This is a genomic window from Pseudomonas sp. P2S-1, assembly GCF_057197725.1.
This window is the reverse complement of the sequence record NZ_CM170068.1, coordinates 1,486,034-1,509,897: the sequence shown is the minus strand read 5'-3', so window position 1 is coordinate 1,509,897 and position 23,864 is coordinate 1,486,034. Positions and strand designations below refer to the sequence as shown.

The window sequence follows — 23,864 nt, the reverse complement described above, 5'->3', positions numbered from 1 at the left end:
GCTCAGATCATGCCGCGGCGGTTGGCCAGGTCGAGCAGCTCGGCCAGGGAGCGTACCTGCAGCTTGTCCATGATGCGGGTCTTGTAGGTGCTGATGGTCTTGGCGCTGAGGAACATTTCTTCGGCGATCTCGTTGTTGGTGGCGCCCTTGGCCAGTTGCCGCATCACTTCGAATTCGCGGTTGGACAGGCGGTCGAGGCGATCGTCCTCGGTTTGTGCCCGCGGGCTCAGGCGCAGCGCATCGGGGAGGTAGGAGTAGCCACTGAGCACTGCCTTGAGGGCACCGAGGAGAATCGACAGGTCTTCGTCCTTGCGCACGAAGGCCGAAGCACCGGCCTCGATGCAGCGCTTGGCGAACAGGCGTGGAGGCAGGCCGGTGAACACCATGATCCGCGGCGCCGGGTCGAGGCCGCGCAGGCGCTCCAGCACGCAGAGCCCTTCGAGCCTTGGCAGGCCGAGGTCGAGAATCACCACGTCGGGCAGCAGTTCCTGGCTCAGGCTGACCGCACTGACCCCGTCGTGGGCTTCGCCGATCACTTCGTAGCCTTCGCGCTCCAGCAGCAGGCGGGCGGCGAAACGGATGGTGGGATGATCGTCAACGATCAGGATCTTGTGCATCGCGTAGGAACTCCTGCATCAGGAATGGATTTTTCCCGAGTCACTCAGGAGGGGGAAACCGCCGGTTCAGACGGGCCGCTCACGATACGTCGATTCAGGTGCGATGAGTACGAGCAGTATAGAGGCGTGGAACAATTCAGCCTGGTTAGCTGAAAATTCCTACAAGAAGTGCCAAGGCTCCCACAGTAGGAAACGGCGCACATGGGGTCGGGCGCCGGATATTGCCTGACGGGCAAAGGTTATCGGGCTGACGGACGCGGCACCCCGAAGGTGGGAAAAGCGCCGATCAATGGCCGGCCAGGCTATCGCCGGGTGCCAGGCGCAGGGCCTTGGCCACTTCCGCCTGGATCTTGTAGGCCGGCGCCTCTACCGCTTCGTAGTTGCGTGTGTAGCGTGCCGCGAAGTCGTCCACGCCCCATTGCTGATATTGCTGCACGTGCTTGAGCTCGTGGGCCCAGAGGGCGATGTTGCTGCGCGCGTCCTCGGCGTTGCGGAAGACGATCACGTCCACCAGGGTCACTGCGGCGACGTCCGGGTTTTGCAGGAAGGCGCTGGCGGCATCCAGTTGCTGCGGGTTGCCGATCTGGAAGCGTGCGGCGTCGAGGACCTGGAAGTCATACCAGGGCTCCAGCTGTACGCGGATATCCAGCGGGATCGGCTCGACCCCGGCGGCCATGGCGCTGTCGCGGGACAGCCTGAGCCAGTTGGCCAGTCCGGAGGAGGCCATGCGCGCGACATTGTCGAGCAGGGTGAACAGGTCGTTAGCCTGGCCAGGCATTTCGCCTTGCGGCGTGGTGGCGGCGGGGGACGGGGCGGCAAGGCCCAGGGTCAGGCACAGCAGCAAGGGGCGGTACAGCGGGGAACTCAACACAGGACTCCTGCCGGTACGGTCGGGGGGTGAGCAGTTTGACCGGGATTTCGCGTTTTGGTTGGGCACTGCGGAAAAATTCTCACGGGGCTTGAGAGCCGCCGGCCAGGCAGGCATCCTGCGCCCTTTGCTCTGCCTGGAACCGTCATGGACGCCTCGACCCTGCTGCTCTACATCATTGCCGCCAGCGCGGTGATGATCACCCCCGGACCCGCCATGCTCCTGGCCCTGAACAACGGCGCCAGCCACGGCATGCGCGTGGCCGGCTTTGGCATGGCCGGAGCGATGCTCTCCGATCTGATCCTGATCGCCGCCGTTGGCTGTGGCCTTGGCGCCTTGCTCCAGGCCTCGGAGCAGCTGTTCAGCCTGGTCAAGTGGGTCGGGGCGGCATACCTGCTGTATCTGGCGGTAGTGCTCTGGCGTGCGCCGGTGCGCGCCCTTGGAGCAAGCGGCGGGCCGGCGGCGGTGAGTGGCCGCTCGACCTTTTTCCGCGCCCTGATCGTTGGTTTGTCCAACCCCAAGGGGCTGCTGTTCTTCTCGGCGTTCCTGCCGCAATTCATCCGCCCTGACCAGCCGGTGCTGCAGCAGTACCTGGTGCTGGCGGTGATCACTGCGTCCCTGGACTGCCTGATGATGATCGTCTACGCCCTGGGCGGGCGTCATGCGGTCCGGGCGTTTTCGGCGCGGGTCATGCAGTGGATCAACCGCGGCTGCGCCGGCATGCTCGCGGTACTGGCGGTCGGCCTGAGCCTGTATCGGCGCAACGACCTGCACTGACCGGCTAGTCCATCGCCTCCTGCAAGAACGCCCGGCTGGCCTGCAGCACCGCCAGCTGGGTCGCTTCCCCCGCCAGCATCCGCGCAATGACCAGGGCACCCACGCACTGGGCGAGCATGGCCCAGGCCAGCGCGTCATCGTTCAGGGTCACCGACCATGCCTGGTGCAGGGTGACCAGCCAATGTTCGGCTTCCTCACGCACGCCGATATCGGCCCGGGCGATCTCCGCGCCGAGGGTCGGGATCGGGCAGCCGCTTTGTGGATTGTGCACATGGGCCAGGCTCAGATACTGGTCGAGGCAGCGTTGCAGCCTGTCCAGGGTCAGATCGCCCTCCTGGGCACGCAGGTTGATGCGGCTGCCGGACAATTCCTGGCGCACGATCTCGCTGAACAGATCGTCCTTCGACGGAAAGTGGTTGTAGAAAGCGCCGCCGGTCAGGCCGATGGCTTTCATCAACCCGGCCACGCCGGTGGCGGAGAAACCGCCTTGCTTGGCGATGGCGCCGCTGCTCTGTACCAGCTTCTGCCGGGTCTGTTCCTTGTGTTCGGTGGAGTAGCGCACCCGGGAAATCCTCGCTTGTCCGCTTGACGAAGGTCCGGATCATAGCATAGCGTTCGTTTACTAAACGATCATTCATCAATAAGGCGAGACCCATGAGCGATAACAACAAGGTCGTACTGGTGATTGGTGCCGGCGATGCCACGGGCGGCGCCATCGCCAGGCGTTTTGCCCGTGAAGGCTACATTGCCTGCGTGACCCGGCGCAGCGCCGACAAGCTGCAGCCGCTGCTGGACCAGATCCATGCCGAAGGCGGCCGGGCCCATGGCTTCGGCTCCGATGCGCGCAAGGAAGAGGACGTGGCGGCGCTGGTCGAGCATATCGAAAGCAGCATCGGCCCGATCGAGGCCTTCGTCTTCAATATCGGCGCCAATGTGCCGTGCAGCATCCTCGAGGAAACCCCGCGCAAATACTTCAAGATCTGGGAAATGGCCTGTTTTGCCGGGTTCCTCACGGCCCAGGCGGTGGCGCGGCGCATGGTCGTGCGTGAGCGTGGCACGCTCCTGTTCACAGGTGCGACTGCGGGCCTGCGCGGCGCTGCCGGTTTCGCTGCTTTCGCCGGGGCCAAGCACGGCATTCGCGCCTTGGCCCAGAGCATGGCGCGCGAGCTCGGGCCGCGGAACATCCATGTTGGCCATGTGGTGGTGGACGGGGCCATCGACACCGCTTTCATCCGTGACAGCTTTCCCGAGCGTTATGCGCTGAAGGCCCAGGACGGCATCCTCGATCCCGAGCATATCGCCGACAGCTACTGGTATCTGCATGCCCAGCCACGGGATGCCTGGACCTTCGAACTCGACCTGCGTCCGTGGATGGAACGCTGGTAATAGCCCCTGCACAAGGACTGAAGACATGAGCAAACGCGTTGAATTCTTCTTCGACCTGGGCAGCCCGGCCAGCTACCTGGCCTGGACCCAACTGCCGCGGATCTGCGCCGAACACGGTGCGCAACTGGTATTGCGGCCGATGCTGCTGGGCGGAGTGTTCCAGGCTACCGGCAACAGCTCGCCGGCGATGATTCCGGCCAAGGGCCGTTACTTCTTCAAGGACCTGCACCGTTATGCCCGGCGCTATGGCGTGCCGTTGACCTTCAACGAGCATTTTCCGATCAATACCCTGGGCCTGATGCGCGCGGCGATGGGCGTGCAGATGCGTCAGCCGCAGCGTTTCGAGGCCTGGCTGGAGACGATGTACCGGGCGATGTGGGCCGAGGGGCGCAACCTCGGGGATCCGGCGGTGGTGGCGCAGGTGCTGGAGGAGGGTGGTTTCGAGGCGGGTGGATTTGCAGCGCTGGTCAGCGATCCCGAGGTCAAGTCAGCCTTGAAAGCGGCTACCGACGAGGCGGTCAGCCGTGGGGTATTCGGTGCGCCTAGCTGCTTTGTCGGGGATGAGATGTTCTTTGGGCAGGACCGGCTGGAGTTCGTGGTGGAGGCGCTGAAAGGGTAAGGCTTCAGGGCTTCATCGCTGGCAAGCCAGCTCCCACAGGGTTCTGAGCGATGCGGACCCTGTGGGAGCTGGCTTGCCAGCGATGAGGCCATCAGCAACAACAAAAAACCGGAGCCTTATTTCTGCCCGTCCAGCAACTCGAACACCCGCCACGCCAGCTTCACCCGCTCGGCATTCGGATAGTTCTTGTTGGCCAGCAACACCACCCCACGCTGCTGCTCCGGCACGAAGGCCACATAGGCACCAAACCCGTTGGTGGCGCCGGTCTTGTTCACCCAGACCTTCGACTGCGGCGCCAAGGGTGGACGTATCCCACTGACCTCGGCACCCTCCAGGGCATAGCGGTTGTCATTGCCATCGAGCAGGGTCTGCAAGGCCAGCGGATAGTCGTACTGCTCCCAGACCAGGTCCTGGGTCATCGCACCGCGCTTGTAGTAACCGCGCCGGGTATCCTCCAGTGCCTGTTTCAGCGGCGCCGCCAGCTGCACCCGGCCGAGATGGGCCTCGACATAGCGCAGCATGTCGCGGCTGCTGCTTTTCATGCCGTAGGCCTCGTCGGCCAGCACTCCGGGATTGACCCGGACCGGTGCGTCGTTCCTGTCATAACCCCAGGCGTACAGCGCCTGCTGCTGCGCCGGGACCTGGATGAACGTGTGCGCAAGGCCAAGCCCCGGCAGCAGTTGCTCCTGCATGGCGTTGACGAACGGCGTGCCCAGTCGCCGCGCGGTAATCACCCCAAGCATGCCGATGCTCGGATTGGCATAGGCCCGCCAGGTGTCCGGCGCATGCTCCGGTTTCCACTGCCTGAGCCAGGCGAACAACTGCGCCTGGTCGGCAATCCCGTCCGGTACCTGCAGGGGCATGCCGCCATTGCTGTGGGTCGCCAGGTTGACCAGGCTCAGTTGGCCGAACGGCGTGCCGGCCAGTTCTGGCAGGTAGTCGGCACTGCGGGCTTGCAACGACAGGCGGCTTTCGATCTGCGCCCGGGCCGCCAGGGTGGCGGTGAAGGTCTTGCTGATCGAGCCCAGCTCGAACAGGGTATCGCGGCTGACCGCCTGTCCGCTGGCCTTGTCGGCCACGCCGAATTCGTAGAAGTACTGCTTGCCGTGATCGGTGATGGCGATCGCCAGGCCCGGGATGCCGTTGTCGCGCATGACGTGCTGCGCAGCGCTGCGAACCTGGCTGTCGAGGGCCGGATCGGCACAGGCGAGAAGGGGGCTGGCGCATGCCAGGAGCAGGGCGGGGAAACGCATCGGCAAAAGGTCCGTGACGGAAAAGTCCTCACCCTAGCAGAACCTGCAACGGAACTCCGCCCCGGGCAAAACGATCCTAGACTGGGTAATACCTGACAATTCCGTTCAGGTAGACCGGAGGACTCCCTCATGCGGCGTACATTGCTCGTATCTTCATTGTTGCTTTGCCTGCCTTTCGGGTCGGCGCTGGCCCGGGTGGACGCAGGTGATGTTGCCACCTCGGCCGGTGTTTCGGCGTCGCTGTATTCCACCTTCAAGGACGATAAGCGGATCATCCCGGCGCGGGACGAGGCGTCCAGCTTCGTGGCCAGTGGCGGCGCGATCCGTGGCGCTTACCTGGAGGCCGTGCTGCAGAAAGTGCGTCAGGAACACCCGGGCCTGCAGGCCAGCGATGAAGACCTGGCACGGGCCATCCTGGTCAGCGATCACTTCGAAGACGAACGCTGACATACGCGGTACAGGTGGGCGGCTGGACGTTGTTGCGGGGCTGGGCTTCACTCATAGCCTTGCCTGAGTAAACAACAAGGATATTCTTCCATGAGCAACAACAGCGTCCGCCTGCACCGCGTTTTCAAGGCACCCGTGGAGCGGGTCTACCGCGCCTTTCTCGATGCCGACGCCATGGCCAAATGGTTGCCGCCCCATGGTTTCACCTGCCATGTCGAGCACATGGATCCGCGTGTCGGCGGCACCTACAAGATGTCCTTCAGCAATTTCTCCAATGGCCAGCGCCACGGCTTTGGCGGTGAATACAAGGAATTGCTGGTCAATGAACGCATCCGCTACACCGACCGCTTTGACGACCCCAACCTGCCCGGGGAAATTACCGCCACCATCAGCTTCAAAAGCGTGTCCTGCGGCACCGAGGTGCATATCGTCCAGGAGGGCCTGCCGGACGTGATCCCGCTGGAAGGCTGCTACCTCGGCTGGCAGGATTCGCTCAACCAACTGGCCCATCTGGTGGAACCGGACATTCCGGGCTGAGCTCACCCGTCGCGGGGACGCGGCTCGCGTTAATGTTTTGTTACTGTTTTAATGGCCGGATCCCCTAGCTGTGGATTTCCGAGCATGTCCGACGCCTCTCCGGCCAGCGTTTCCACCTCTTCTGAAGCCACCCCCGTGCGCCGTCGCGCCCTGCTGGCGGCGTGCGGCGCCCACGCCGTCAACGATGGCCTGACCGACCTGATCTACGTGCTGCTGCCGATCTGGCAGACCCAGTTCGGTCTCAGCTACGCGCAGATCGGCCTGATGCGCGGGGCCTACTCGGCGACCATGGCCGGTTTCCAGTTGCTCGCCAGCCGAGCTGCCCGGCGCTTCGGCCGGCAAACCCTGCTGATCGGCGGCACCGCGCTGGTCGGTGTGGCTTACCTGCTGGCCGGGCAGGCGGGTGGTCTGCTGGCCTTGATGGCCGCCCTGGTGCTCGGCGGTCTTGGCGCCAGCACCCAGCATCCACTGGCGTCGTCGCTGGTCACCGATACCCATGAGCCGGGACGCCAGGTCAAGCAGGCGCTGTCCCACTACAACTTCGCCGGCGATATCGGCAAGACCCTGATTCCCGCCCTGGTCGGTGTATCCCTGACGGTGATGAGCTGGCGTCTGAGCGTGACCCTCGCCGGGGTGTTGGGCCTGTTGGCGGCGCTGGCCATGTACCTGTTGATTCCGCGCAATCTGGACCCTCATGCCGCGGGTTCCGGCAAGCCCGGGGCCGGCGAGGGCAGCGGTTCGGCCAGCGGCCTGCGCGCACTGCTGGCCACCGGCGTGCTCGACAGCGCGGTGCGCATGGGCTTTCTGACCTTCCTGCCGTTTCTGCTCAGCGACAAGGGTGCCGGCACCGCCGGCATCGGCCTGGCGCTGACCCTGCTGTTCATCGGCGGTGCCTTTGGCAAGCTGATCTGCGGCTACCTGGGGGCGCGGATCGGCCTGTTGAAGACCGTGTGGTTCAGTGAGTCCCTGACCGCCGCGCTGATCGTCGCTGCGGTGTACCTGCCGTTGAACGGGCTGATGCTGATGCTGCCACTGCTGGGCCTGGTGCTGAACGGCACTTCGTCGGTGCTGTATGGCGTGGTTCCGGAGCTGGCTGCGGCGGGGCGGCGCGAGCAGGCGTTCGCCCTGTTCTACACCGGGACCATCGGTGGCGGGGCGCTGGCGCCCATCGTCTTCGGGCGCCTGGGGGATCTCAGCGGGGTGCCGCTGGCCTTGATGGCGCTGGCGGCGACCCTGCTGCTGACCTTGCCGCTGACCTGGTACGTGGACCGCGGCCTGGCCTCCTGATCAGCCTTGTGGCAGTTCGGCGAGGGCCTTGCGCAGGGCCTCGGCGTCGCTGAACGATTGCTTGGCCGTGACCTTGCCGTCTTCCAGTTGCAGCCACTGCACCTGGCCGGCGGTGACGGCGTACTGCGGCACCACCAGGCCGTCGCGGTCGAGGACCACGCGGTAGCTGTAATCGCGCATTTTCGGAATGGCGAACAGCTTGCCGATCAACGACGGCATGCCCTGGATATCGGCGACGAAGATCGCGTGGCGCGCTTCCAGCCAGCCTTTGGGCTGATCGGCCAGGGCCGCCTTGACCAGCTTGGCGCCGTCCATGTCGCTGGCCGCCAGCAGTACACGGGTGCCGGCGTCGAGGGTGAAGGCCTGATCGTGCTGGTCGTTCAGGGTGAAGGGCTTGAGGCTCTCGCCGACTTCGGCGGCGCTGGCCATGAACGGCAGCAGGCCCAGGAGCAGTACGCAGGCAGCTTTCAAAGCTCGAATCCTTTTTCTAGTGGTTGGAAATTGCCGCGCCAGCATAGCAAGCGCTTCTCATTCAGGCCTGCGTCATGCTGCCGCCCCGAGCCAGTTCGCCAGGCGACAGGCCGAACAGCTTGCCGAACGCCGCACTGAACGCCGACAGCGACTCATAACCGCAGGCCAGCGCCACATCGGTGACCCGCTCACCGCGTTCCAGTGCCGGCAGCGCGCTGACCAGGCGCATGCGCTGGCGCCAGGTGCGGAAGGTCATGCCGGTTTCCTTGAGGAACAGGCGGCTGAAGGTCTTTTCGCTGACCCCGGCCTTGCGGCTGGCCTCGCCCAGGCCGATCTCCGCCCAGGGCCTGGCCGTGGCCTGGCGGCACAGGGCCCGCAGGCGCGGGTCGCGGGGCTGGGGCAGGACCAGGTCGAGCTGTTCGGCCTGGCGCAGGCGGTCCAGCTGGACCTCGGCCAGGCGCCCGTCGGGACCGTCGCAATCGTATTCCACGGGCACCTCGCCGAAGGCGCGGATCAGCTCGCGCAGCAGTGCATCGACGGCGATTACCCGGCATCCGGGGTCCGCCCAGAGCACCAGTGAAGGGTCGATATACAGGCTGCGGATGCAGGCATCCGGGGTGCTTTCGACCCGGTGCATCAGGCCCGGCGGAATCCAGACCGCACGGTGCGGCGGCACCACCAGCCGGGCATTGTCGGTGCGCACCTGGAGCACGCCGTGCAGGGCATGGGAAAGCTGGCCCCAGGGATGCCGGTGACGGTAGTCGAGGGCGATGTTCGGCAGGCTGTCGCGCTGGCCGTAGAGCGGGCGGGGCAGGGCGACGAGATCACTGAGGTGCAAGGTCAAGTGTCCATTCAACGACATTACCGGGTTTCTGGCGTTAGCCGGAAGTGCGCGGACACCTTATCGTCTCCGGCACTCCCCTCACAACCTTCCGGAATGGCGCGATGAAACACTTGCGGTTGCTCTTCGACAACTTCACCCTGGCCCTGCTCGCAGTGGTCGCCATCGCCACCTGGCTGCCGGCCTCGGGTGGCGTTGCGGCGTTCTTCGAAACCCTGACCCACCTGGCCATCGGCCTGCTGTTCTTCCTGCACGGTGCCAAGCTGTCCCGCGAGGCGGTGATCGCCGGGGCCGGGCACTGGCGCCTGCACCTGCTGGTGTTCGCCTGCACCTTTGTCATGTTCCCGCTGTTCGGGCTGCTGCTGAAACCCTTGATCCTGCCACTGGTGGGCGATGCCCTGTACCTCGGCGTGCTCTACCTGTGCGCCTTGCCGGCCACGGTGCAATCGGCGATCGCCTTTACCTCGCTGGCCCGGGGCAATGTGCCGGCGGCGATTTGCAGTGCGGCCGCGTCGAGCCTGCTGGGGATCGTGCTGACGCCCTTGCTGGTGATGCTGTTGATGGGTGTCGAGGGCGACAGCGGCTCGAACCTGGACGCGGTGGGGGCGATCGTTTTGCAACTGCTGGTGCCGTTCGTGGCCGGGCAACTGGCGCGGCGCTGGATCGGTGCCTGGGTGGCGCGCAACGCGGGCTGGCTGAAGTCGGTGGACCAGGGCTCGATCCTGCTGGTGGTGTACACGGCGTTCAGTGATGCGGTGGTCAGCGGGCTGTGGAGTTCGGTGCCGCCGTCGAAGCTGCTGGGCCTGACCCTGGTCTGCTGCGTGTTGCTCGCCCTGGTGCTGTGGTGCACCCGCAGCCTGGGGCGCTGGCTGGGGTTCAGCGTGGAAGACCGTATTACCATCCTGTTCGCCGGATCGAAGAAGAGCATGGCCACCGGGGTGCCCATGGCGCAGTTACTGTTCGCCGGTGGCGCGGTGGGGGCGTTGATCCTGCCGCTGATGTTGTTTCACCAGATCCAGTTGATGGTCTGTGCGGTGCTGGCGCAGCGTTACGCGGGAAGGCAGTGAACGCGAGCCCTGTGGGAGCTGGCTTGCCAGCGATTGCGGTAGTGAATTCACCATAGCTATCGCTGGCAAGCCAGCTCCCACAGGGACCGCGCCCGGCTTAAAGCTCGAGGATCACCTCGTCATACAGCACATCCACTGCCAGCCGGTGGGTGTCATGCAGGTCCGAGTCCTTGTCCAGCTCATTGAGCAACGGCACCCGCGGCACCTCGGTACCCGCACCCTCGCTCTTGCCGCCATACTGCCCGGGCAAGGTCGACAACACGCTGGTCAAACGCCCCGGGTGTTTCGCTTCGCCCTTTTTGCTGAAGCCGTTCCACAGGGTCTTGGGCGTGGCGTTCAAGCTGCCGTGATGGCCGACCTTGTACAGGTCCACCGAAGCCAGCAGTTCGGCTATTTCCGGCTGGTTCAGGGCATAGCGCCAGTTCTCGATCTGTGCATCGCCGGGAAACAGCAGTTTCTTGCCTCCCGCCTCGAACAGCAGGATCAGGCTGGTGTTGTTCATCGCCTTGTCCAGCGCGGTGACGATGGACAACCACTGCTCACCCCGGGCCGCACGCACCCGCCCGGCGACCCAGCGCGTGCTCTGGGGCAGCTTGCTGCCGCGCTCGTAGGCTGCGCCGGGGAAGGGCGAGGTGCTGCTGCCGCCGGCAGCGCCAGGCCGGGCAAACAGCAAGGGCGCACGCAGCCAGTATTCCGGGTCGCTACGCCGCTCCCGGCGCACCTCGGCACTCTGTTCCACCGTCGGCGGGCCGAGCACCCGGGTACGGATGCCGGGCAACACCTCGGCCAGCGGGTCGTCGCTGCCGAAATGGGCATACACCGCCCGGGCTCCGGAGCGGCTGCCCATGGCGATCAGATTGTTGACCGCGCCCTTGTTGGCGATGTTGTTCTCGCCGAGAAAACCCAGGCGCCGGTCCAGCTCGGCAGTCAGCCCCTTGGGCTTGCCATCCAGGCGCGTCTTCAGGCGCTGCGCCACTTCATTCATGCCGGCCAGCGCCTGGGCATGGGCTGCCGCCAGCGGCGCGGTGGCGTTCTCGGCCAGGTCGGGCTGCTCGGTCCAGGGTTGCAGCACCACGTCCGGCTCCAGCGCGCGGATGATACTGCCAGGGCCGTTGCCTTTCTTCAGCGGGTCGAAGCCGCTGATATGGTCGGCATGCCGGTGGGTGGCGACCAGGGCGTTCAGCTTGCCGGCGCATTTGTCCTTGATGTCGTTGGCGATGCGCAGCATCTGCGTGGCCTTGTTGACCCCGGCGGGCATGCCCACCGTGCCGAAGTCGATCAATACATGCCGGGCACTGGCGTCCGGATAAACGAAGCGCAGCAGGAAGCAATCGCCGAAACCGACCTGGTAGGCGAACAGGTGCAGACGTATCGGACTCATGAGCGAACCTCCGTGGGCGCTTGCATGGCCCGGGCGCGATGGATGCGGGTGAGGTCGGCGGCGGAGCCGGGCTCTGCTGCGTCGCTGCCGGGGCCGTACAGCCACTCCAGGCGGCGCACCTGCCAGCGCGCATCGTTGAGCGGGCGCTGGATGCAGTACTTGATCCGCCCGTACTGGTCGAAGATCAGCGTGCCGGCGCCGTAGACGGTAAAGGGTGTGGTTGGCGTGAGCCACTCGGGACGCGGCTCCTTGAACACCGAGGTGAACTCGGCGCCGAACAGGTTGACCCGGCTGGTGAACTCGCAGACCGTCTCGCGCAGGATGAAGCCGTCGGGGCCGAAGCGCAGGCTGGGGCGCACCGAGACCACCTCGGTATAGGCGCGCTCGTCGATCTGCAGCACTTCGCGGTTTTCCCAGAGGAAACGGAAGACCTCTTCCGGGTCGCGCAGCATCGAATCGAAATGGCTGCTCTGGTAGCGCACCTGGTCATTGCCGGCAAAGGTCAGCCAGCAGCCGTCGGCGTCTGTGCGTGCGGCAGGCACCCGGATGCCATAGCTGGCGAACGTGTCGCGGATGATCTGGCGATAGCTGAAGCGCGAGTCGTCCGGCGCCACCTCGCTGTCGACCGTGAGCAAGGCCGCCAGGTAGTCGCCGAACTCCAGGTCCAGCGGCGGCGAATAGTCGAGGGCGCGGATGGCGATGGTGAGCAACTGGTCGGCGGCCTTGGCGCCTTCGTCGATCACCGCGTCGAGGTTGTACAGGTGGTCGCCGAAGGTTCCGAGGTCCTGGCAGCGCGCCACCCACAGTTCGAGCATGCAGCGCAGCATGGCGGCGGCGAAGATCTCGCCGCGGGTGTGCGGTTCGTCGTACTCGCCGCTGTCCAGGTAGTCGGTGGACGGGCGCTTGTCGATGGAACGGCGCAGCGGGTTGGCGCGCAGGCCGCTGACGGCCTGGCCGAACTGCTCACCGAGGCCGAACAGCAGGGTGTTCGCCAGGGCATCGATGCTCAGCGCGGCGCCGTCGATCAGGCGGGTCGTGCCCTGCTTGTGCAGGGGCACGCCGCGATCACAGGTCAGGGCGAACTCGACCACCTCGCGCAGGGAAAACACCGACAGCAGCGCGACGACATCGGCGAAGCCTTCGTGGAAGGCGGCCTGGTCGGGACCTGAGGCGCGCATGAAGCCGGCGCGCAGCCCGTCGAGGATGGCATGGGTGGTTTCATGGGCGACGATATCGTGGGACAGGCAGGTGAAGACCCAGTTTTGCGCTTCGTCCTGAAAGTACCCGAAGAGCAGGGCGCGGTCCTCCCGCGAGTAGAACGCGTTGGCCTCGACGAAGGCATGGGGCACCACATGCAGTTGATGGCCGTCGAAACCCCAGGCCACGCGCCGGCCTAAGGCCAGTTCGAAGCGCGCCAGGGTGCGCATGATCACTGCGTAGACCTGCTGGCAGTGGAAGTTCGGCTGGCCGATCAGGCTGGCGTCCGGCGGATCGAACGGGTCGATGGCCGTGTCGTCCGGCGCATGCGCGTAGTGATGCGGCGTATACAGGCGATTGGCGTCGGCATCGAAGTCCACCACCTTGACCCGGTAGCCAACCGGGCCATCGGCCAGGCGCTCCAGGGGCACGCCGACCCGGGCGAACAGCGGCTGTCCGGGCGCGCGTTCGATGGCCGGGTCCTGGGCGAGGATGGTGAAGGTCTGGGTGTTCGCTTTCACTGCCATGTGTCGGTGTGTCCCTTGAGTCGATCAGCCCCTGGCGAAGGCGCGCAGGGTTTCGCCGTCCATACGGTAGCGCACCCATTCGTCCTGGGGTTCGGCGCCGATGGATTTGTAGAAGTCGATGGCGGGCTGGTTCCAGTCCAGCACGCTCCACTCGAAGCGGCCGCACTCATGGTCGCAGGCCAGCCGGGCCAGGTGCCGCAGGAGCAATTTGCCTGCGCCGGTGCCGCGGGCCTGTGGGGTGACGTAGAGGTCTTCGAGGTACAGGCCGTTCTGCCCGAGCCAGGTGGAGTAGCTGAAGAAGTACACGGCAAAGCCGATCGCCTGGCCGTCGCGTTCGCAGATCAGGGCCTTGGCGGTGCTGTCGGCGGCGAACAGGCTCTGCCGGATGTGCTCGACGCTGGCGACCACTTCGTGGCGGGCACGCTCGTAGTCGGCGAGCTCGGTGATGAAGGCAAGGATCTGGTCGGCGTCGTCGAGGCGGGCAGGGCGGATGTGCAGGGGCATGAAGGGTTTCCGGTTGAGAGGGGTGGCGACATCCTAGTCCAGATTGCCAGCACCTGACACTGCTCTTGAAACGCCTGTAAAACCCTGTGGGAGCTGGCTTGCCAGCGATGAGGCCGGCACGGACAGCGATGGTGCCTGATCTGGCCAAATCGCTGGCAAGCCAGCTCCCACAGGTTTCTTCGACAACCATAACAGTATTGTGTGCCTGTATAATTTTTGGTGACTGTACCGGTCATCACTAAAACATTCACGGTAGGGTAAATCCCACAACTCGAAACACCTCCCACCAGGAATACCCGCCATGCTGCTCACCTCCCTGAACCTGCTTTCAGCCTTCGTGCTGTTCGCTTTCGTGTCCTCCATCACCCCCGGCCCGAACAACACCATGCTGATGGCCTCGGGGGTCAATTTCGGTGTGCGCCGCAGCGTGCCCCATGGCCTCGGGGTGAGCATCGGTTTCATGGTCATGGTGCTGGCGGTCGGCCTGGGCCTGGGCGAGGTGTTCAAGGTCTATCCGTTCACCTACACGGTGCTGCGCTACGCTGGCGCGGCCTACCTGCTGTACCTGGCGTGGAAGATCGCCACCTCCGGGCCCATGTCGGCGGCCTCGGCGGAAAGTAGCAAGCCCCTGAGCTTCCTCGGTGCGGCGGCGTTCCAGTGGGTCAACCCCAAGGCCTGGGTGATGGCGGTGGGCGCGATCACCACCTACACCCCAGCCCAGGGCTACCTGGTCAACGTCGTTGTCATCGCCCTGGTGTTCTGCCTGGTCAACCTGCCGGCGGTGTGCGTCTGGGTCATGTTCGGCAGCGCCTTGCGCCGCTTTTTGCAGGATCCCCGCTGGCTTCGGCGGTTTAACCTGCTGATGGCCGCGCTGCTGGTGCTATCTCTGTATCCGCTCCTGTTTGTAGAATCGGGCTTTTCCTGATTCCTGCTGCGAGCCTCGATGGAACTGATCCCCTGGGCGCATGATTGCGCCGAACACTTCACCCTGCGCGGCTGGCGCTCCCCGGCCAGCGGCAAGCCGCTGTTGCATTTCATCCATGGCAACGGCTTCTGCTGCCTGGCCTACCAGCCGCTGCTGGAGTTGCTGGCGGTGCATTTCGACCTGTGGCTGAGCGATGTGCAGGGCCATGGCGACAGCGATCACGGCGGGCCCTTCGTGGGCTGGAACCGTAGCGCCGAACTGGCCCTTGAGGCCTTCGAGGCAGGCCGCGGCGAGTACGCTGACGTGCCTTGCTTCGCCGTGGGCCACAGTTTCGGCGGCGTGCTGACCGGGCTGATGCTGGAACTCGAACCGCAGCTGTTCCAGCGTGCCGTGCTCCTCGACCCGGTGGTGTTCAGCCGCTCGATGATCGGCGTGATGGGGGTCGCGAGCTGGTTCGGCATGCACCGTCGCCACGGCCTCGCCCGCAAGGCCGCGACCCGCCGCAGCTACTGGCCCGACCGCCAGGCCGCGCATGACTCGCTGCAGGGCCGGGGCATCTTCAAGGGCTGGAGCGAGGCGGCCTTGCAGGCGTATGTCGCCCATGCCATCGGCGAATGCGGCGCCGGCGTGGTGTTGCGTTGCCGGCCAAGTCGCGAGGTGGAGATCTTCAGCTCGTTCCCGAAACGCATGTGGGCCTCGTTGTCCCGGGTGCAGACCCCGACCCTGGTGCTGCATGGCGAGCAGACCTATCCCTTTGTCCCGCTCTCGTTGTCGCGCTGGGCCCGGCTCAATCCGAACGTGCAGCCGCACAAGGTCCCTGGCGGACATTGCTTCATGCAGGAAGATCCCCACGACAGTGCGCACCGGATCGAAGCCTGGCTGTTGCAGGCTGCCGTTGAGCCTCAGTTCAAATCCGCCTGATCGTTCCATCAGTGGAACAGTGAAAGCGCTTTTTGCCCTCTACCGCCTCTTTCGCTGCATGGGTATGGTGTTCCCATGCAACGAGGAGGTTTCTCATGAAGAAGATTCAAGGTGTCTACCAGGCCCCGCCTGCCCACTGGGTCGGTGATGGCTTCCCGGTACGCAGCCTGTTCAGCTACGACAATCTGGCCCGGCATATCAGCCCGTTCCTGCTGCTGGACTATGCCGGACCGCAGCATTTCGCCCCGACCGGCGCCCGCCGTGGCGTCGGCCAGCACCCGCATCGCGGCTTCGAAACCGTGACCATCGTTTATCAGGGCGAATTGGAGCATCGTGACTCCACCGGTGCCGGCGGCTTTATCGGCCCGGGCGACGTGCAGTGGATGACCGCCGCAGGCGGGATCATCCATGAAGAGTTTCATGCGCCATCGTTCGCCGAAAGCGGCGGCATGCTGGAAATGGTCCAGCTCTGGGTCAACCTGCCGGCCCGCGACAAGTCCGCGCCTGCGGGTTACCAGACGCTGCTGGCGGCGGATATCCCACGTATCGCCCTGGACGACGGCGCGGGCAGCCTGCGGGTGATTGCCGGTGACTACCTGGGGCACCTGGGCCCGGCCCGGACCTTCACGCCGATGGATGTCTGGGATGTGCAACTGGGCGCCGGCAAGTCGCTGCGTCTGGCCGGTGGTGAAGGGCGCAACGCCGCGCTGGTGGTGCTGCGGGGTTCGGTGCGGATCAATGGCGAGAACCGCGCAGGCGCCGCGCAACTGGTGCTGTTCGAGCGCGCTGGCGATGAGCTGCTGATCGAGGCCGAAAGTGACGCGATGCTGCTCTGGCTCAGTGGCGAACCCCTGGACGAGCCCATCGTCGGCTACGGTCCGTTCGTCATGAACAGCCAGGCAGAAATCGTCCAGGCCTTCGACGATTTCCATGCCGGCCGTTTCGGCCACATGGGTTGATGCCGACCTTTCGTCCGATCCCCGCGACACGCCGTTGAACCGGCGCTGCCGCGGGACCCTCCCTGTTACAGGACGTACGAGATCCGACGGCATGCGGTCATGCCCGGCCTCAATGGAGCAAGCGCTTGCAGATGGCTTTTTTCCATTGGACGCCGGCCCCCGGCAGGTTCTGACTTGGACGGCCATCCTTGCCTGCGGAGGGGTTGATCATGCCTATGAATGGAGTGTGCGATCTGGAATTGCGCCAACTGATCGAGGGGGCGTTCCTGCCTGACCATTGCCAGGTCAGCTGCAGTGACGGGATGTCGCTGACCCTGCATTTTCCTGCCGATGCAAGCCGGGCGGCGTTGACGGTGCGGGATATCCAGTTGAGTGAACTGCCCAATTGCCGGGCCCTGGCCGAGCTGGTCAGTCGGGTTCGGCGCCAGCGCGACCAGGCCGTAACGCCGCACCTGCTGACCGGGCGCTGAGGGTTACTGGAGTTCCAGTCGCAGTTGCAGGCTGCCGTCATGGCACTGGCGGGAAGACTGCACGATGCCTCGACACATATGACCGCGCCAGGTGAATACCAGGGTGTGCGCGCGATCCAGGCGGGCCGGAAGGGGTGGGGTGATCTGTAGCTGGACGCCCGGCTTCCCGGCGATGTTCAAGGCCTCCAGTTGCACCTGGCACTCCACGCTCTGGGTAGAGACACCAAAAAGCGTGTCGCGGGTGAATGCGATCTCCAGTGGTTGAGGGCGAGGGGCGATAGCCGCGGCCATGGTAGTCACCTCCTTTTGAGCGGGCGGATGCTGGCTGATGGAGGTTAGACCATGGCGCGGAGACTTCTTCTCAAAAGATTTCAGCAATCTTGCGGGTTCAGGGCTGACTTGAACCCGTGCCGGTGCCTGTACCCGATCCGCCCATTCCGGATCCACCACCCGAGCCACCCATGTCCGAGCCATTACGCTCGTTGCCCCGCTCGGTGCCTCGGTCATCCATGGTTTCCGGACGCTTGGTTCGGTCCGTCCCGTCCGTGCTGGCGCCGCCCTGGCGACCTGGATCACTGCCTTGCATCCGTGGATCGGTACTGCCCGGCGCCGGGATTTCCGGTGGTACGCCCGAGCCCATTCCCGGTGTGCTCGGATTGGGGTTGGTCGGTCCGGTGTCGGCCATGGCATGGCCACCAAGCAGGGCAGTGAAGAGCAATGCGGCAAACGCTGTACGTTTCATGATCGAACTCCTTTTTCGCTGGGATACCTGTCATTGGGTAAGCCCAGGGAAAGGAGGTGCGACCGCATGCGTGCCCGCGCCGACCAATGGTGCTTGGCTACAGACTCATTCCCGACCCCGCATGAAGAACCCCGCCACATACTTGCGGAAGGTATCCAGCCCCTTGAAGTCGGCATAGCGGCGGAAATGCTCGACCTCCGGCTCCGGGCCCATGGGCTTTTCGGTCAGGGAGATGGACAGCACCCGGTCCTGGTCGGAACTGAGCACCAGTTCATCCATGACCTCGCCACCGATCACCGGCCGGCGCATGGTCACCCGCACGCCCTTGCTGGCCATCCAGTCGATCAGCGAGACCAGCATCTTCAACGGTTCGCGCTCTTCATCGCGGTACACCGGGAACAGGTGGCCGCGGGACAGCACCGGAACGCTGGCGACATGGATCAGTTCGTAGAAATGGCTGCCGGCGCTGGCGGGGGAATAGATGCCAAGGGCCAGCAGCGGGCCCGGGGTGCGGCTGCCGCCCCAGAGCAGATGATGGCCCTGGAAGTCGAAGCCGTCCTCGCTGCGCTCGTTGTAGACCTTGCGCGCCTTGATCTGGTTGACGCAATCGAGCAGCAGGCCGTGGCGGCGGTGATTGCCGAATACCGTGGACTCCCGCAGGCGCGCCTTGAGCATCATCATGTGCTTCATGTCGAGGCGGGTTTCCAGGTAGTTGCTGGCCGGGACCCGCTCGATCAGCGGGTAGCGCGCCGCGACCCCGCGCAGTTCGGCGAACTGCGCGGTCAGGTCCTTTTTCAGGTGGGTGGCGTAGACGTTCAGGCCGCTGGCCTCGATCCAGGTCAGCAGCAGGGAGAGCAGGCGGTGCTGTTCGCGCTTGTCACTGGTGCCGCTGCCCGTGCCTTCATCAGCAGAAGCGCGGCGGAAATCGCCCAGCAGGCGCAGCGGCGCATCCGGGGCCAGCCAGGCGGGCGGGGTGTCCTGGGTGTCGCTGTCGCCGGCTTCGCGTTCGTCCTTGATGAACGGGCAGTCGGTGGTGTGCTCGGCGGTGCCGGGGTTGTTCTTCAGGAACAGGGTGCCGGTGTGGCTGTTGAGGGTGACATTGAGCACCGGCATGGCCTTGCTGTTGCAGTCGCAGGCCAGCCAGTGGCCGGCGCCGCGGATCTTCATCAGCAACTGGTTGGCCTGGAGCAGGCGCGGGCCTTCCAGGGTGCCGCGGTTGAAGCCGCGCAGCAGGTCGTCCTCGGCAGGGGTGAGGCTGCGTACCAGGGCGGCGTTTTTATCGATGATTCGCATGGAGGTCCTTGGGGTGCGAATGGGCTCTGCTTTTCGTAGGAGCGTGGCTTGCCCGCGAAGGACCGCGCAGCGGTCCCAAAAATGGTGTTGCCAGCACAAATTTGGGACCGCTGCGCGGTCCTTCGCGGGCAAGCCACGCTCCTACAGGCGATCGCGCAGGATCGAAAGCATACTTCAACCACCAAACAACTTCGCCGCACGGGCACGGATCTCTTCCACGCTCAGGTCCTCCTTGTGGGTCGAGATGAACCACAGGTTGCCGAACGGGTCCTTCAGGGTGCCGCTGCGGTCACCGTAGAACTGGTCCTGCACCGCGCTGACCTGGGTGGCCCCGGCCGCGATCGCCTGGGCGTAGCGCGCATCGACATCTTCCACATACAGGTGCAGGCCGACGGAAACCCCCGGCTGCGACTGGCTGCTGACCAGCGAGGCCTGGTCGCAGGGCTCGGCGAGCATGATCGAGGAATCGCCGATCTTCAGTTCGGCATGGCCGATGCGGCCGTCCGGGCCTTCGAGCCGGAACATCTCGACGGCGCCAAAGGCGGCCTTGTAGAAGTCGATGGCCTGGTGGGCGTCCTTGATGCCCAGGTACGGGGTGATGCTGTGTGCACCTTCGGGGATGGGTTTTGCTGCCATTGCCTGTTCCTCCTGTCGTAACACCATGGGTCAGGCCCGGGGCCAATACCCCGGACGCAGACCTGTATATTTGTACAGGATCGGCAAAAGCGCAAACCGGCGGGCATGAAGCCCGCCGGACGGTCGTCAGAAGATGTAGTCGGTGGTCAGGAAGCTCGACTCGCGGTTGCGGATGATGTCACTGATCAGCTCCTTGTTGGCCTCCTGGAACCTGGTGGCAACCAGGGTGCGGATGGAGAACACGCGCAATGCGTCATGCACCGACAGGGTGCCCTCGGCGGAGTTCTTGCGGCCATTGAACGGGAAGGTGTCGGGACCGCGCTGGCATTGCGCGTTGATATTGATCCGCCCGACCTGGTTGGCGAAGGTGTCCACCAGCCGGCCGATTTCCGCCGGGTTGGTACCGAACAGGCTCAACTGCTGGCCGAAGTCGGAATCCAGCACGTAGTCGACCACTGTTTCCAGGTGGCGATAGGGCACCACTGGCACCAGCGGGCCGAATTGCTCCTCGTTGTACACGCGCATCGCCGGGCTCACGGGGTACAACAGCGCCGGGTAGAAGAACGAACCGCGACTCTGCCCGCCGCCAGGGTTGAGCACCTTGGCGCCATGGGCCAGGGCGTCATCCACCAGCCCATTGAGGTAGTCGATCTTGCCCGGTTCCGGCAGCGGCGTCAGGCCCACCCCCGGGGTCCACGGCATGCCGGCCTTGAGCGCCGCCAGCTTGACCTGGAATTTCTCCAGGAAGGCCTCCACCACCTGCTCGTGCACGAAGAGGATCTTCAGTGCCGTGCAGCGCTGGCCGTTGAAGGAGAGGGCGCCGGTGAGGGCCTCGTTGACCGCGTTGTCCAGGTCCACTTCGGGCAGGACGATGCCGGGGTTCTTCGCATCCAGGCCGAGGGCCGCGCGCAGGCGGTGCGGGCGCGGGTGGAGCTTCTTCAGGTCGCTGGCGGCCTTGTTGGTGCCGATGAAGGCGAACACATCGACCTTGCCGCTGGCCATCAGGGCGCTGACGGTCTCGCGACCACGGCCATAGATGACGTTGATCACCCCGGCCGGGAAGCTGTCGCGGAAGGCTTCCAGCAGCGGACGGATCAGCAGCACGCCGAACTTGGCCGGCTTGAACACCACGGTGTTGCCCATGATCAGCGCCGGGATCAGGGTGGTGAAGGTTTCGTTCAGCGGGTAGTTGTAGGGGCCCATGCACAGCGCCACGCCCAGCGGTGCGCGGCGGATCTGGCCGAGGGTGTCCTGTTCCAGTTCGAAGCGGCTGGAGCGGCGGTCCAGTTCCTTGAGGGCGCCGATGGTGTCGACGATGTAGTCGCAGGTGCGGTCGAATTCCTTCTCGGCATCCTTGAGGTTCTTGCCGATTTCCCACATCAGCAGCTTGACCACCGCCTCGCGCTGCTGGCGCATGCGCCCGAGGAAGCCCTCGACATGGCGGATACGCTCGGCCACGCGCATCGTCGGCCAGGCGCCGCGGCCCTTGTCATAGGCGTGTACCGCAGCGTCGAGGGCGGTGAGGGCGGTGTCGGCATCCAGCAGCGGCGCGCTGCCGAGGATCACCTGCTGTTCGCTGCCGTCGGCCTGCTTCAGCCAGATCGGGCTGCGCACCGTGGCCAGCGGCCCGTCCCAGCGGCGCAGCTCGCCATTGACCAGGTAGTCGCGCTGCTCCAGGGGCGGACCCAGGCGGTACACCTCGGGAATTTCCTCGGCAGTGGGAAACAGCGAATCCAGCAGACGATCCATGGCACGACACCTCTTTTTCTATGTTGGGTGAAACGTTTCAGTCGAGAATAACGCCGGCGCGCAAAAAAAAGCCAGCACGCCTCAATATTGTTTTGCCATCGCCGATAACCCGGGAAACGGACGCAAGCAGCCGGCGTATGACGACAAGAATACTGGTCCAGGGCAACACCTCCCGACTTCTCCCCACCCGCGTGCGCTCCACCGCTTATCGCTTGCTACCCATCGGTTTCGCCCTGATCGGCATCGGTCTGTCCGTTGCCCTTGGCCGTCTCGATGTGCAGCGTCAGGAAAGCGAGCTGATCGCCAATGCCAGCGTGCGCCTGTCGGGTATCCGCGCCGGGCTCGAGGCGCAGATGCGCTCGGCCTTTGGTGAGACCGAGGGCATTGCCCAACTGCTCAGTGCCGATGGTGATATTTCCACTGCACATTTTCATGACATGGCGCGCCAGGCCCTGGAATCGGTGCCCTATATCCGTCATATCTCGGTGGCGCCCAACGATGTGATCGCCGATGTCTACCCGGCCGGCAGCAATAACAACGAGCGCATCATCGGCCTCGACTATCGGGCGCTGCCGCGGCAGTACCCACTGGTGCAGCGGGCGCGGGAACGCCAGGACGTGGTGCTCGCCGGACCGGTGGAGCTGTACCAGGGCGGGCGCGGCCTGATCTATCGGCGGCCGGTGTTCCTCAAGGGCCACAAGGGCGTGCGCCTGTACTGGGGCAACGTTTCGGTGGTCGCGGATGTCGACAGCCTGCTGCGGGCTGCCGGGGTGGTCGAGGACTCGACCTTCCGCCTGGCCTTGCGCGGCACCGATGGCGAAGGCGCCCAGGGCGCGATGATCTGGGGCGAGGCGAAGCTGTTCGACGATGCCGCGGTGACCCTCAAGGTCGATGTCCCGGGCGGTACCTGGCAACTGGCGGCCATGCCGCGCAGCGGCTGGTCGTCGATCAGTCTGTTCGCCTCGCCGCTGTTCCTGTTCGCCCTGTGCACCACCGGGCTGTTCAGTGTGTTCGTCGCCCAGTTGAACCGCAGCAACCGCCTGATCAACCAGCGCAATGCCGAACTCAAGCATTCCCAGGCGCAACTGGAGCGCCTGGCCCATTACGACGCCATTACCGGCCTGCCCAACCGTGTGCTGTTCCTGCGCCGGCTGGAGCAGGCCCTGGCTGCGCCACGGGTGCAGATGGCCGTGCTGTTGCTGGATATCGACGGTTTCAAGCAGGTCAACGACAGCCTTGGCCACGACCTCGGCGACCTGCTGCTGGAGCAGGCCGCGCAACGCCTCGGTGCCGGGATCGGCCTGGACGATACGGTGTGCCGGCTGGGCGGCGACGAGTTCGCCTTCATCCTGACCCGCGCCGACAGCCTGGACTACGTGGGCAAGGTGGTGGACGGCCTGTTGCGTGCCTTGCAGCGCCCCTTCGACCTCAAGGGCAATGCCGCGCTGGTCAGCGGCAGCATCGGCATCGCCATGTGTCCGGAGCATGGGCATACCGCCGAGATCCTGATGCGCCATGCCGACACCGCGATGTATGCGGCCAAGGAGGGCGGGCGCAACGCCTGGCGCCTGTATCACGCCGATATGACCGCGCGCCTGCAGCAGCGCCTGGCCATGGAAAGCGCCTTGCGCCGGGCTCTGCAGGAGCAGGAATTCGAGCTCTGGTACCAACCGCGCATCGACCTGTTCAGTGGCCGGGTGGAAGGCGCCGAAGCGCTGCTGCGCTGGCGTGATCCGCAGCACGGGCTGATTTCGCCGGGCGATTTCATTCCCCTGGCCGAGCGCACCGGGCTGATCATTCCCCTCGGCGAGCGGGTGCTGGAGATGGTCTGCCAGCAGATCCGCGAATGGCGCGACCGGGAACTGCTGCCCGGCCCGATCGCCATCAATGTCGCTGCCCTGCAGATCGAGCGCAGCGACTATGTGCAGAGCCTGACCCGTTGCCTGCAACGCTACGAGTTGAGCCCGCAGCTACTGGAAGTGGAAATCACCGAGAGCCTGCTGATGGAAAGCCAGCAGCATGCCTGCGAGGTCCTGGCGCAACTGCAAGCGTTGGGAGTGGCCACGGCGGTGGACGACTTCGGTACCGGCTATTCGTCCCTGGCGTACCTGAAAGCCCTGCCGATCAACCATCTGAAGATCGACCGGGCCTTTATCAAGGACCTGCCCCAGGGCGAGAACGACGTGGCGATCACCCGGGCGATCATCGACCTGGGCCACGCCCTGGGTTACCGCATCACCGCCGAGGGCATCGAGACCCATGCCCAGCATCAGTTCCTGCGCAATGCCGGCTGTGACCACGGCCAGGGTTACCTGATCGGCCGGCCAATGCCCGCGGAGCGCTTCGAGCACTGGCTGGCCGGGGAACGCTTTACCAGCGTGCCGTACTGA

At 65.1% G+C, this 23,864-nt stretch carries 26 protein-coding genes; 12 read left to right on the top strand and 14 right to left on the bottom strand.

From position 1 onward, the window contains the following. Positions 1-2: 2 nt before the first annotated feature. Together AC2CQI_RS06735 and AC2CQI_RS06730 are read right to left on the bottom strand one after the other, a co-directional pair. Complete coding sequence (locus AC2CQI_RS06735; protein ID WP_075802980.1) at positions 3-617, bottom strand: response regulator transcription factor; 615 nt, start codon at positions 615-617, stop codon at positions 3-5. Between the two features lie 286 nt (positions 618-903). Next, positions 904-1,449, bottom strand: a complete 546-nt coding sequence (locus tag AC2CQI_RS06730) for an eCIS core domain-containing protein (protein WP_484580591.1) — start codon at positions 1,447-1,449, stop codon at positions 904-906. Positions 1,450-1,632: 183 nt separating this feature from the next. Between AC2CQI_RS06730 and AC2CQI_RS06725 the strand changes: the two genes are divergently transcribed. Beyond that, positions 1,633-2,262, top strand: coding sequence for a LysE family translocator (locus AC2CQI_RS06725; protein WP_075802979.1), 630 nt, complete (start codon positions 1,633-1,635; stop codon positions 2,260-2,262). A 4-nt stretch (positions 2,263-2,266) separates the two neighbouring features. Here the strand turns inward: AC2CQI_RS06725 and AC2CQI_RS06720 are convergent, their stop codons facing one another. Then, a complete protein-coding gene (locus AC2CQI_RS06720; protein WP_484579626.1) occupies positions 2,267-2,824 on the bottom strand; it encodes a TetR/AcrR family transcriptional regulator in 558 nt (185 codons plus the stop codon). A gap of 92 nt (positions 2,825-2,916) precedes the next feature. Between AC2CQI_RS06720 and AC2CQI_RS06715 the strand changes: the two genes are divergently transcribed. Both AC2CQI_RS06715 and AC2CQI_RS06710 read left to right on the top strand, forming a co-directional pair. Then, on the top strand, positions 2,917-3,648 hold the full coding sequence (locus AC2CQI_RS06715) for an SDR family oxidoreductase (protein ID WP_484579625.1): 732 nt from the start codon (positions 2,917-2,919) through the stop codon (positions 3,646-3,648). A gap of 25 nt (positions 3,649-3,673) precedes the next feature. After that, complete coding sequence (locus AC2CQI_RS06710; protein ID WP_484579624.1) at positions 3,674-4,267, top strand: 2-hydroxychromene-2-carboxylate isomerase; 594 nt, start codon at positions 3,674-3,676, stop codon at positions 4,265-4,267. A 116-nt stretch (positions 4,268-4,383) separates the two neighbouring features. Here the strand turns inward: AC2CQI_RS06710 and ampC are convergent, their stop codons facing one another. Then, the gene (gene ampC / locus AC2CQI_RS06705) at positions 4,384-5,520 is read right to left on the bottom strand and encodes a class C beta-lactamase (RefSeq protein ID WP_484579623.1); all 1,137 of its coding nucleotides are present in this window, start codon (positions 5,518-5,520) and stop codon (positions 4,384-4,386) included. A 129-nt stretch (positions 5,521-5,649) separates the two neighbouring features. Here ampC and AC2CQI_RS06700 point away from each other — a divergent pair, with 129 nt between their 5' ends. The 3 genes from AC2CQI_RS06700 (at position 5,650) to AC2CQI_RS06690 (ending at position 7,791) form a co-directional block, all read left to right on the top strand. Next, positions 5,650-5,967, top strand: coding sequence for a DUF2388 domain-containing protein (locus AC2CQI_RS06700; RefSeq protein ID WP_075802974.1), 318 nt, complete (start codon positions 5,650-5,652; stop codon positions 5,965-5,967). Positions 5,968-6,057: 90 nt separating this feature from the next. Next, positions 6,058-6,504: an SRPBCC family protein gene (locus tag AC2CQI_RS06695; RefSeq protein WP_484579622.1), complete on the top strand. Its 447-nt coding sequence runs from the start codon at positions 6,058-6,060 to the stop codon at positions 6,502-6,504. 84 nt (positions 6,505-6,588) lie between these two features. Then, positions 6,589-7,791 (top strand): MFS transporter, encoded by a 1,203-nt coding sequence (locus tag AC2CQI_RS06690; protein ID WP_484579621.1) that lies wholly within the window; start codon positions 6,589-6,591, stop codon positions 7,789-7,791. Here the strand turns inward: AC2CQI_RS06690 and AC2CQI_RS06685 are convergent, their stop codons facing one another. Together AC2CQI_RS06685 and AC2CQI_RS06680 are read right to left on the bottom strand one after the other, a co-directional pair. Further along, positions 7,792-8,262 carry an FAD/FMN-containing dehydrogenase gene (locus AC2CQI_RS06685; protein ID WP_484579620.1) on the bottom strand — a complete coding sequence of 157 codons (471 nt, stop codon included), beginning with the start codon at positions 8,260-8,262 and terminating at the stop codon, positions 7,792-7,794. Positions 8,263-8,323: 61 nt separating this feature from the next. Beyond that, positions 8,324-9,124, bottom strand: a complete 801-nt coding sequence (locus tag AC2CQI_RS06680; protein WP_484579619.1) for an AraC family transcriptional regulator — start codon at positions 9,122-9,124, stop codon at positions 8,324-8,326. A gap of 83 nt (positions 9,125-9,207) precedes the next feature. Here AC2CQI_RS06680 and AC2CQI_RS06675 point away from each other — a divergent pair, with 83 nt between their 5' ends. Next, positions 9,208-10,170, top strand: coding sequence for a bile acid:sodium symporter family protein (locus tag AC2CQI_RS06675; RefSeq protein ID WP_075802969.1), 963 nt, complete (start codon positions 9,208-9,210; stop codon positions 10,168-10,170). Between the two features lie 97 nt (positions 10,171-10,267). Here AC2CQI_RS06675 and AC2CQI_RS06670 read toward each other — a convergent pair whose 3' ends face one another. Genes AC2CQI_RS06670 through AC2CQI_RS06660 form a run of 3 tightly spaced genes read right to left on the bottom strand, consistent with a single transcriptional unit; the run spans position 10,268 to position 13,779 of the window. Then, entirely contained in the window at positions 10,268-11,551 is a 1,284-nt protein-coding gene (locus AC2CQI_RS06670) for a hypothetical protein (protein WP_484579618.1), read from the bottom strand. Beyond that, on the bottom strand, positions 11,548-13,275 hold the full coding sequence (locus tag AC2CQI_RS06665; protein ID WP_484579617.1) for a gluzincin family metallopeptidase: 1,728 nt from the start codon (positions 13,273-13,275) through the stop codon (positions 11,548-11,550). Before AC2CQI_RS06665 ends, AC2CQI_RS06670 begins: the two co-directional genes overlap by 4 nt. A 24-nt stretch (positions 13,276-13,299) precedes the next feature. Next, on the bottom strand, positions 13,300-13,779 hold the full coding sequence (locus AC2CQI_RS06660) for a GNAT family N-acetyltransferase (RefSeq protein ID WP_075802966.1): 480 nt from the start codon (positions 13,777-13,779) through the stop codon (positions 13,300-13,302). A gap of 292 nt (positions 13,780-14,071) precedes the next feature. On the opposite strand from AC2CQI_RS06660, the gene AC2CQI_RS06655 reads away from it, so the two are divergent. The 4 genes from AC2CQI_RS06655 (at position 14,072) to AC2CQI_RS06640 (ending at position 17,054) form a co-directional block, all read left to right on the top strand. After that, on the top strand, positions 14,072-14,704 hold the full coding sequence (locus AC2CQI_RS06655; protein WP_075802965.1) for a LysE family translocator: 633 nt from the start codon (positions 14,072-14,074) through the stop codon (positions 14,702-14,704). Between the two features lie 18 nt (positions 14,705-14,722). Then, complete coding sequence (locus AC2CQI_RS06650) at positions 14,723-15,625, top strand: alpha/beta fold hydrolase (protein ID WP_075802964.1); 903 nt, start codon at positions 14,723-14,725, stop codon at positions 15,623-15,625. A 95-nt stretch (positions 15,626-15,720) separates the two neighbouring features. After that, entirely contained in the window at positions 15,721-16,584 is an 864-nt protein-coding gene (locus AC2CQI_RS06645) for a pirin family protein (RefSeq protein WP_484579616.1), read from the top strand. 209 nt (positions 16,585-16,793) lie between these two features. Continuing rightward, a complete protein-coding gene (locus AC2CQI_RS06640; RefSeq protein WP_484579615.1) occupies positions 16,794-17,054 on the top strand; it encodes a DUF1652 domain-containing protein in 261 nt (86 codons plus the stop codon). Positions 17,055-17,057: 3 nt separating this feature from the next. On the opposite strand, the gene AC2CQI_RS06635 is transcribed toward AC2CQI_RS06640, so the two are convergent. The 5 genes from AC2CQI_RS06635 to AC2CQI_RS06615 all read right to left on the bottom strand — a co-directional run bounded on the left by AC2CQI_RS06635 (position 17,058) and on the right by AC2CQI_RS06615 (position 21,474). Further along, the gene (locus AC2CQI_RS06635; protein ID WP_075802961.1) at positions 17,058-17,345 is read right to left on the bottom strand and encodes a hypothetical protein; all 288 of its coding nucleotides are present in this window, start codon (positions 17,343-17,345) and stop codon (positions 17,058-17,060) included. 97 nt (positions 17,346-17,442) lie between these two features. Then, entirely contained in the window at positions 17,443-17,796 is a 354-nt protein-coding gene (locus AC2CQI_RS06630; RefSeq protein ID WP_484579614.1) for a hypothetical protein, read from the bottom strand. Between the two features lie 105 nt (positions 17,797-17,901). Beyond that, positions 17,902-19,089 (bottom strand): hypothetical protein, encoded by a 1,188-nt coding sequence (locus AC2CQI_RS06625; protein ID WP_484579613.1) that lies wholly within the window; start codon positions 19,087-19,089, stop codon positions 17,902-17,904. 174 nt (positions 19,090-19,263) lie between these two features. After that, positions 19,264-19,725, bottom strand: a complete 462-nt coding sequence (locus AC2CQI_RS06620; protein ID WP_484579612.1) for a VOC family protein — start codon at positions 19,723-19,725, stop codon at positions 19,264-19,266. A 126-nt stretch (positions 19,726-19,851) separates the two neighbouring features. Further along, positions 19,852-21,474: an NADP-dependent glyceraldehyde-3-phosphate dehydrogenase gene (locus AC2CQI_RS06615; RefSeq protein WP_484579611.1), complete on the bottom strand. Its 1,623-nt coding sequence runs from the start codon at positions 21,472-21,474 to the stop codon at positions 19,852-19,854. 137 nt (positions 21,475-21,611) lie between these two features. On the opposite strand from AC2CQI_RS06615, the gene AC2CQI_RS06610 reads away from it, so the two are divergent. Continuing rightward, the gene (locus tag AC2CQI_RS06610) at positions 21,612-23,864 is read left to right on the top strand and encodes a putative bifunctional diguanylate cyclase/phosphodiesterase (RefSeq protein WP_484579610.1); all 2,253 of its coding nucleotides are present in this window, start codon (positions 21,612-21,614) and stop codon (positions 23,862-23,864) included.

Bases quoted from the DNA above. Each gene is read 5' to 3' on its own strand.
- AC2CQI_RS06735 (WP_075802980.1), bottom strand. From the start codon at position 617: ATGCACAAGATCCTGATCGTTGACGATCATCCCACCATCCGTTTCGCC.
- AC2CQI_RS06725 (WP_075802979.1), top strand. From the start codon at position 1,633: ATGGACGCCTCGACCCTGCTGCTCTACATCATTGCCGCCAGCGCGGTG.
- AC2CQI_RS06715 (WP_484579625.1), top strand. From the start codon at position 2,917: ATGAGCGATAACAACAAGGTCGTACTGGTGATTGGTGCCGGCGATGCC.
- AC2CQI_RS06710 (WP_484579624.1), top strand. From the start codon at position 3,674: ATGAGCAAACGCGTTGAATTCTTCTTCGACCTGGGCAGCCCGGCCAGC.
- ampC (WP_484579623.1), bottom strand. From the start codon at position 5,520: ATGCGTTTCCCCGCCCTGCTCCTGGCATGCGCCAGCCCCCTTCTCGCC.
- AC2CQI_RS06700 (WP_075802974.1), top strand. From the start codon at position 5,650: ATGCGGCGTACATTGCTCGTATCTTCATTGTTGCTTTGCCTGCCTTTC.
- AC2CQI_RS06695 (WP_484579622.1), top strand. From the start codon at position 6,058: ATGAGCAACAACAGCGTCCGCCTGCACCGCGTTTTCAAGGCACCCGTG.
- AC2CQI_RS06690 (WP_484579621.1), top strand. From the start codon at position 6,589: ATGTCCGACGCCTCTCCGGCCAGCGTTTCCACCTCTTCTGAAGCCACC.
- AC2CQI_RS06680 (WP_484579619.1), bottom strand. From the start codon at position 9,124: ATGTCGTTGAATGGACACTTGACCTTGCACCTCAGTGATCTCGTCGCC.
- AC2CQI_RS06675 (WP_075802969.1), top strand. From the start codon at position 9,208: ATGAAACACTTGCGGTTGCTCTTCGACAACTTCACCCTGGCCCTGCTC.
- AC2CQI_RS06670 (WP_484579618.1), bottom strand. From the start codon at position 11,551: ATGAGTCCGATACGTCTGCACCTGTTCGCCTACCAGGTCGGTTTCGGC.
- AC2CQI_RS06665 (WP_484579617.1), bottom strand. From the start codon at position 13,275: ATGGCAGTGAAAGCGAACACCCAGACCTTCACCATCCTCGCCCAGGAC.
- AC2CQI_RS06660 (WP_075802966.1), bottom strand. From the start codon at position 13,779: ATGCCCCTGCACATCCGCCCTGCCCGCCTCGACGACGCCGACCAGATC.
- AC2CQI_RS06650 (WP_075802964.1), top strand. From the start codon at position 14,723: ATGGAACTGATCCCCTGGGCGCATGATTGCGCCGAACACTTCACCCTG.
- AC2CQI_RS06645 (WP_484579616.1), top strand. From the start codon at position 15,721: ATGAAGAAGATTCAAGGTGTCTACCAGGCCCCGCCTGCCCACTGGGTC.
- AC2CQI_RS06640 (WP_484579615.1), top strand. From the start codon at position 16,794: ATGCCTATGAATGGAGTGTGCGATCTGGAATTGCGCCAACTGATCGAG.
- AC2CQI_RS06635 (WP_075802961.1), bottom strand. From the start codon at position 17,345: ATGGCCGCGGCTATCGCCCCTCGCCCTCAACCACTGGAGATCGCATTC.
- AC2CQI_RS06630 (WP_484579614.1), bottom strand. From the start codon at position 17,796: ATGAAACGTACAGCGTTTGCCGCATTGCTCTTCACTGCCCTGCTTGGT.
- AC2CQI_RS06625 (WP_484579613.1), bottom strand. From the start codon at position 19,089: ATGCGAATCATCGATAAAAACGCCGCCCTGGTACGCAGCCTCACCCCT.
- AC2CQI_RS06620 (WP_484579612.1), bottom strand. From the start codon at position 19,725: ATGGCAGCAAAACCCATCCCCGAAGGTGCACACAGCATCACCCCGTAC.
- AC2CQI_RS06615 (WP_484579611.1), bottom strand. From the start codon at position 21,474: ATGGATCGTCTGCTGGATTCGCTGTTTCCCACTGCCGAGGAAATTCCC.
- AC2CQI_RS06610 (WP_484579610.1), top strand. From the start codon at position 21,612: ATGACGACAAGAATACTGGTCCAGGGCAACACCTCCCGACTTCTCCCC.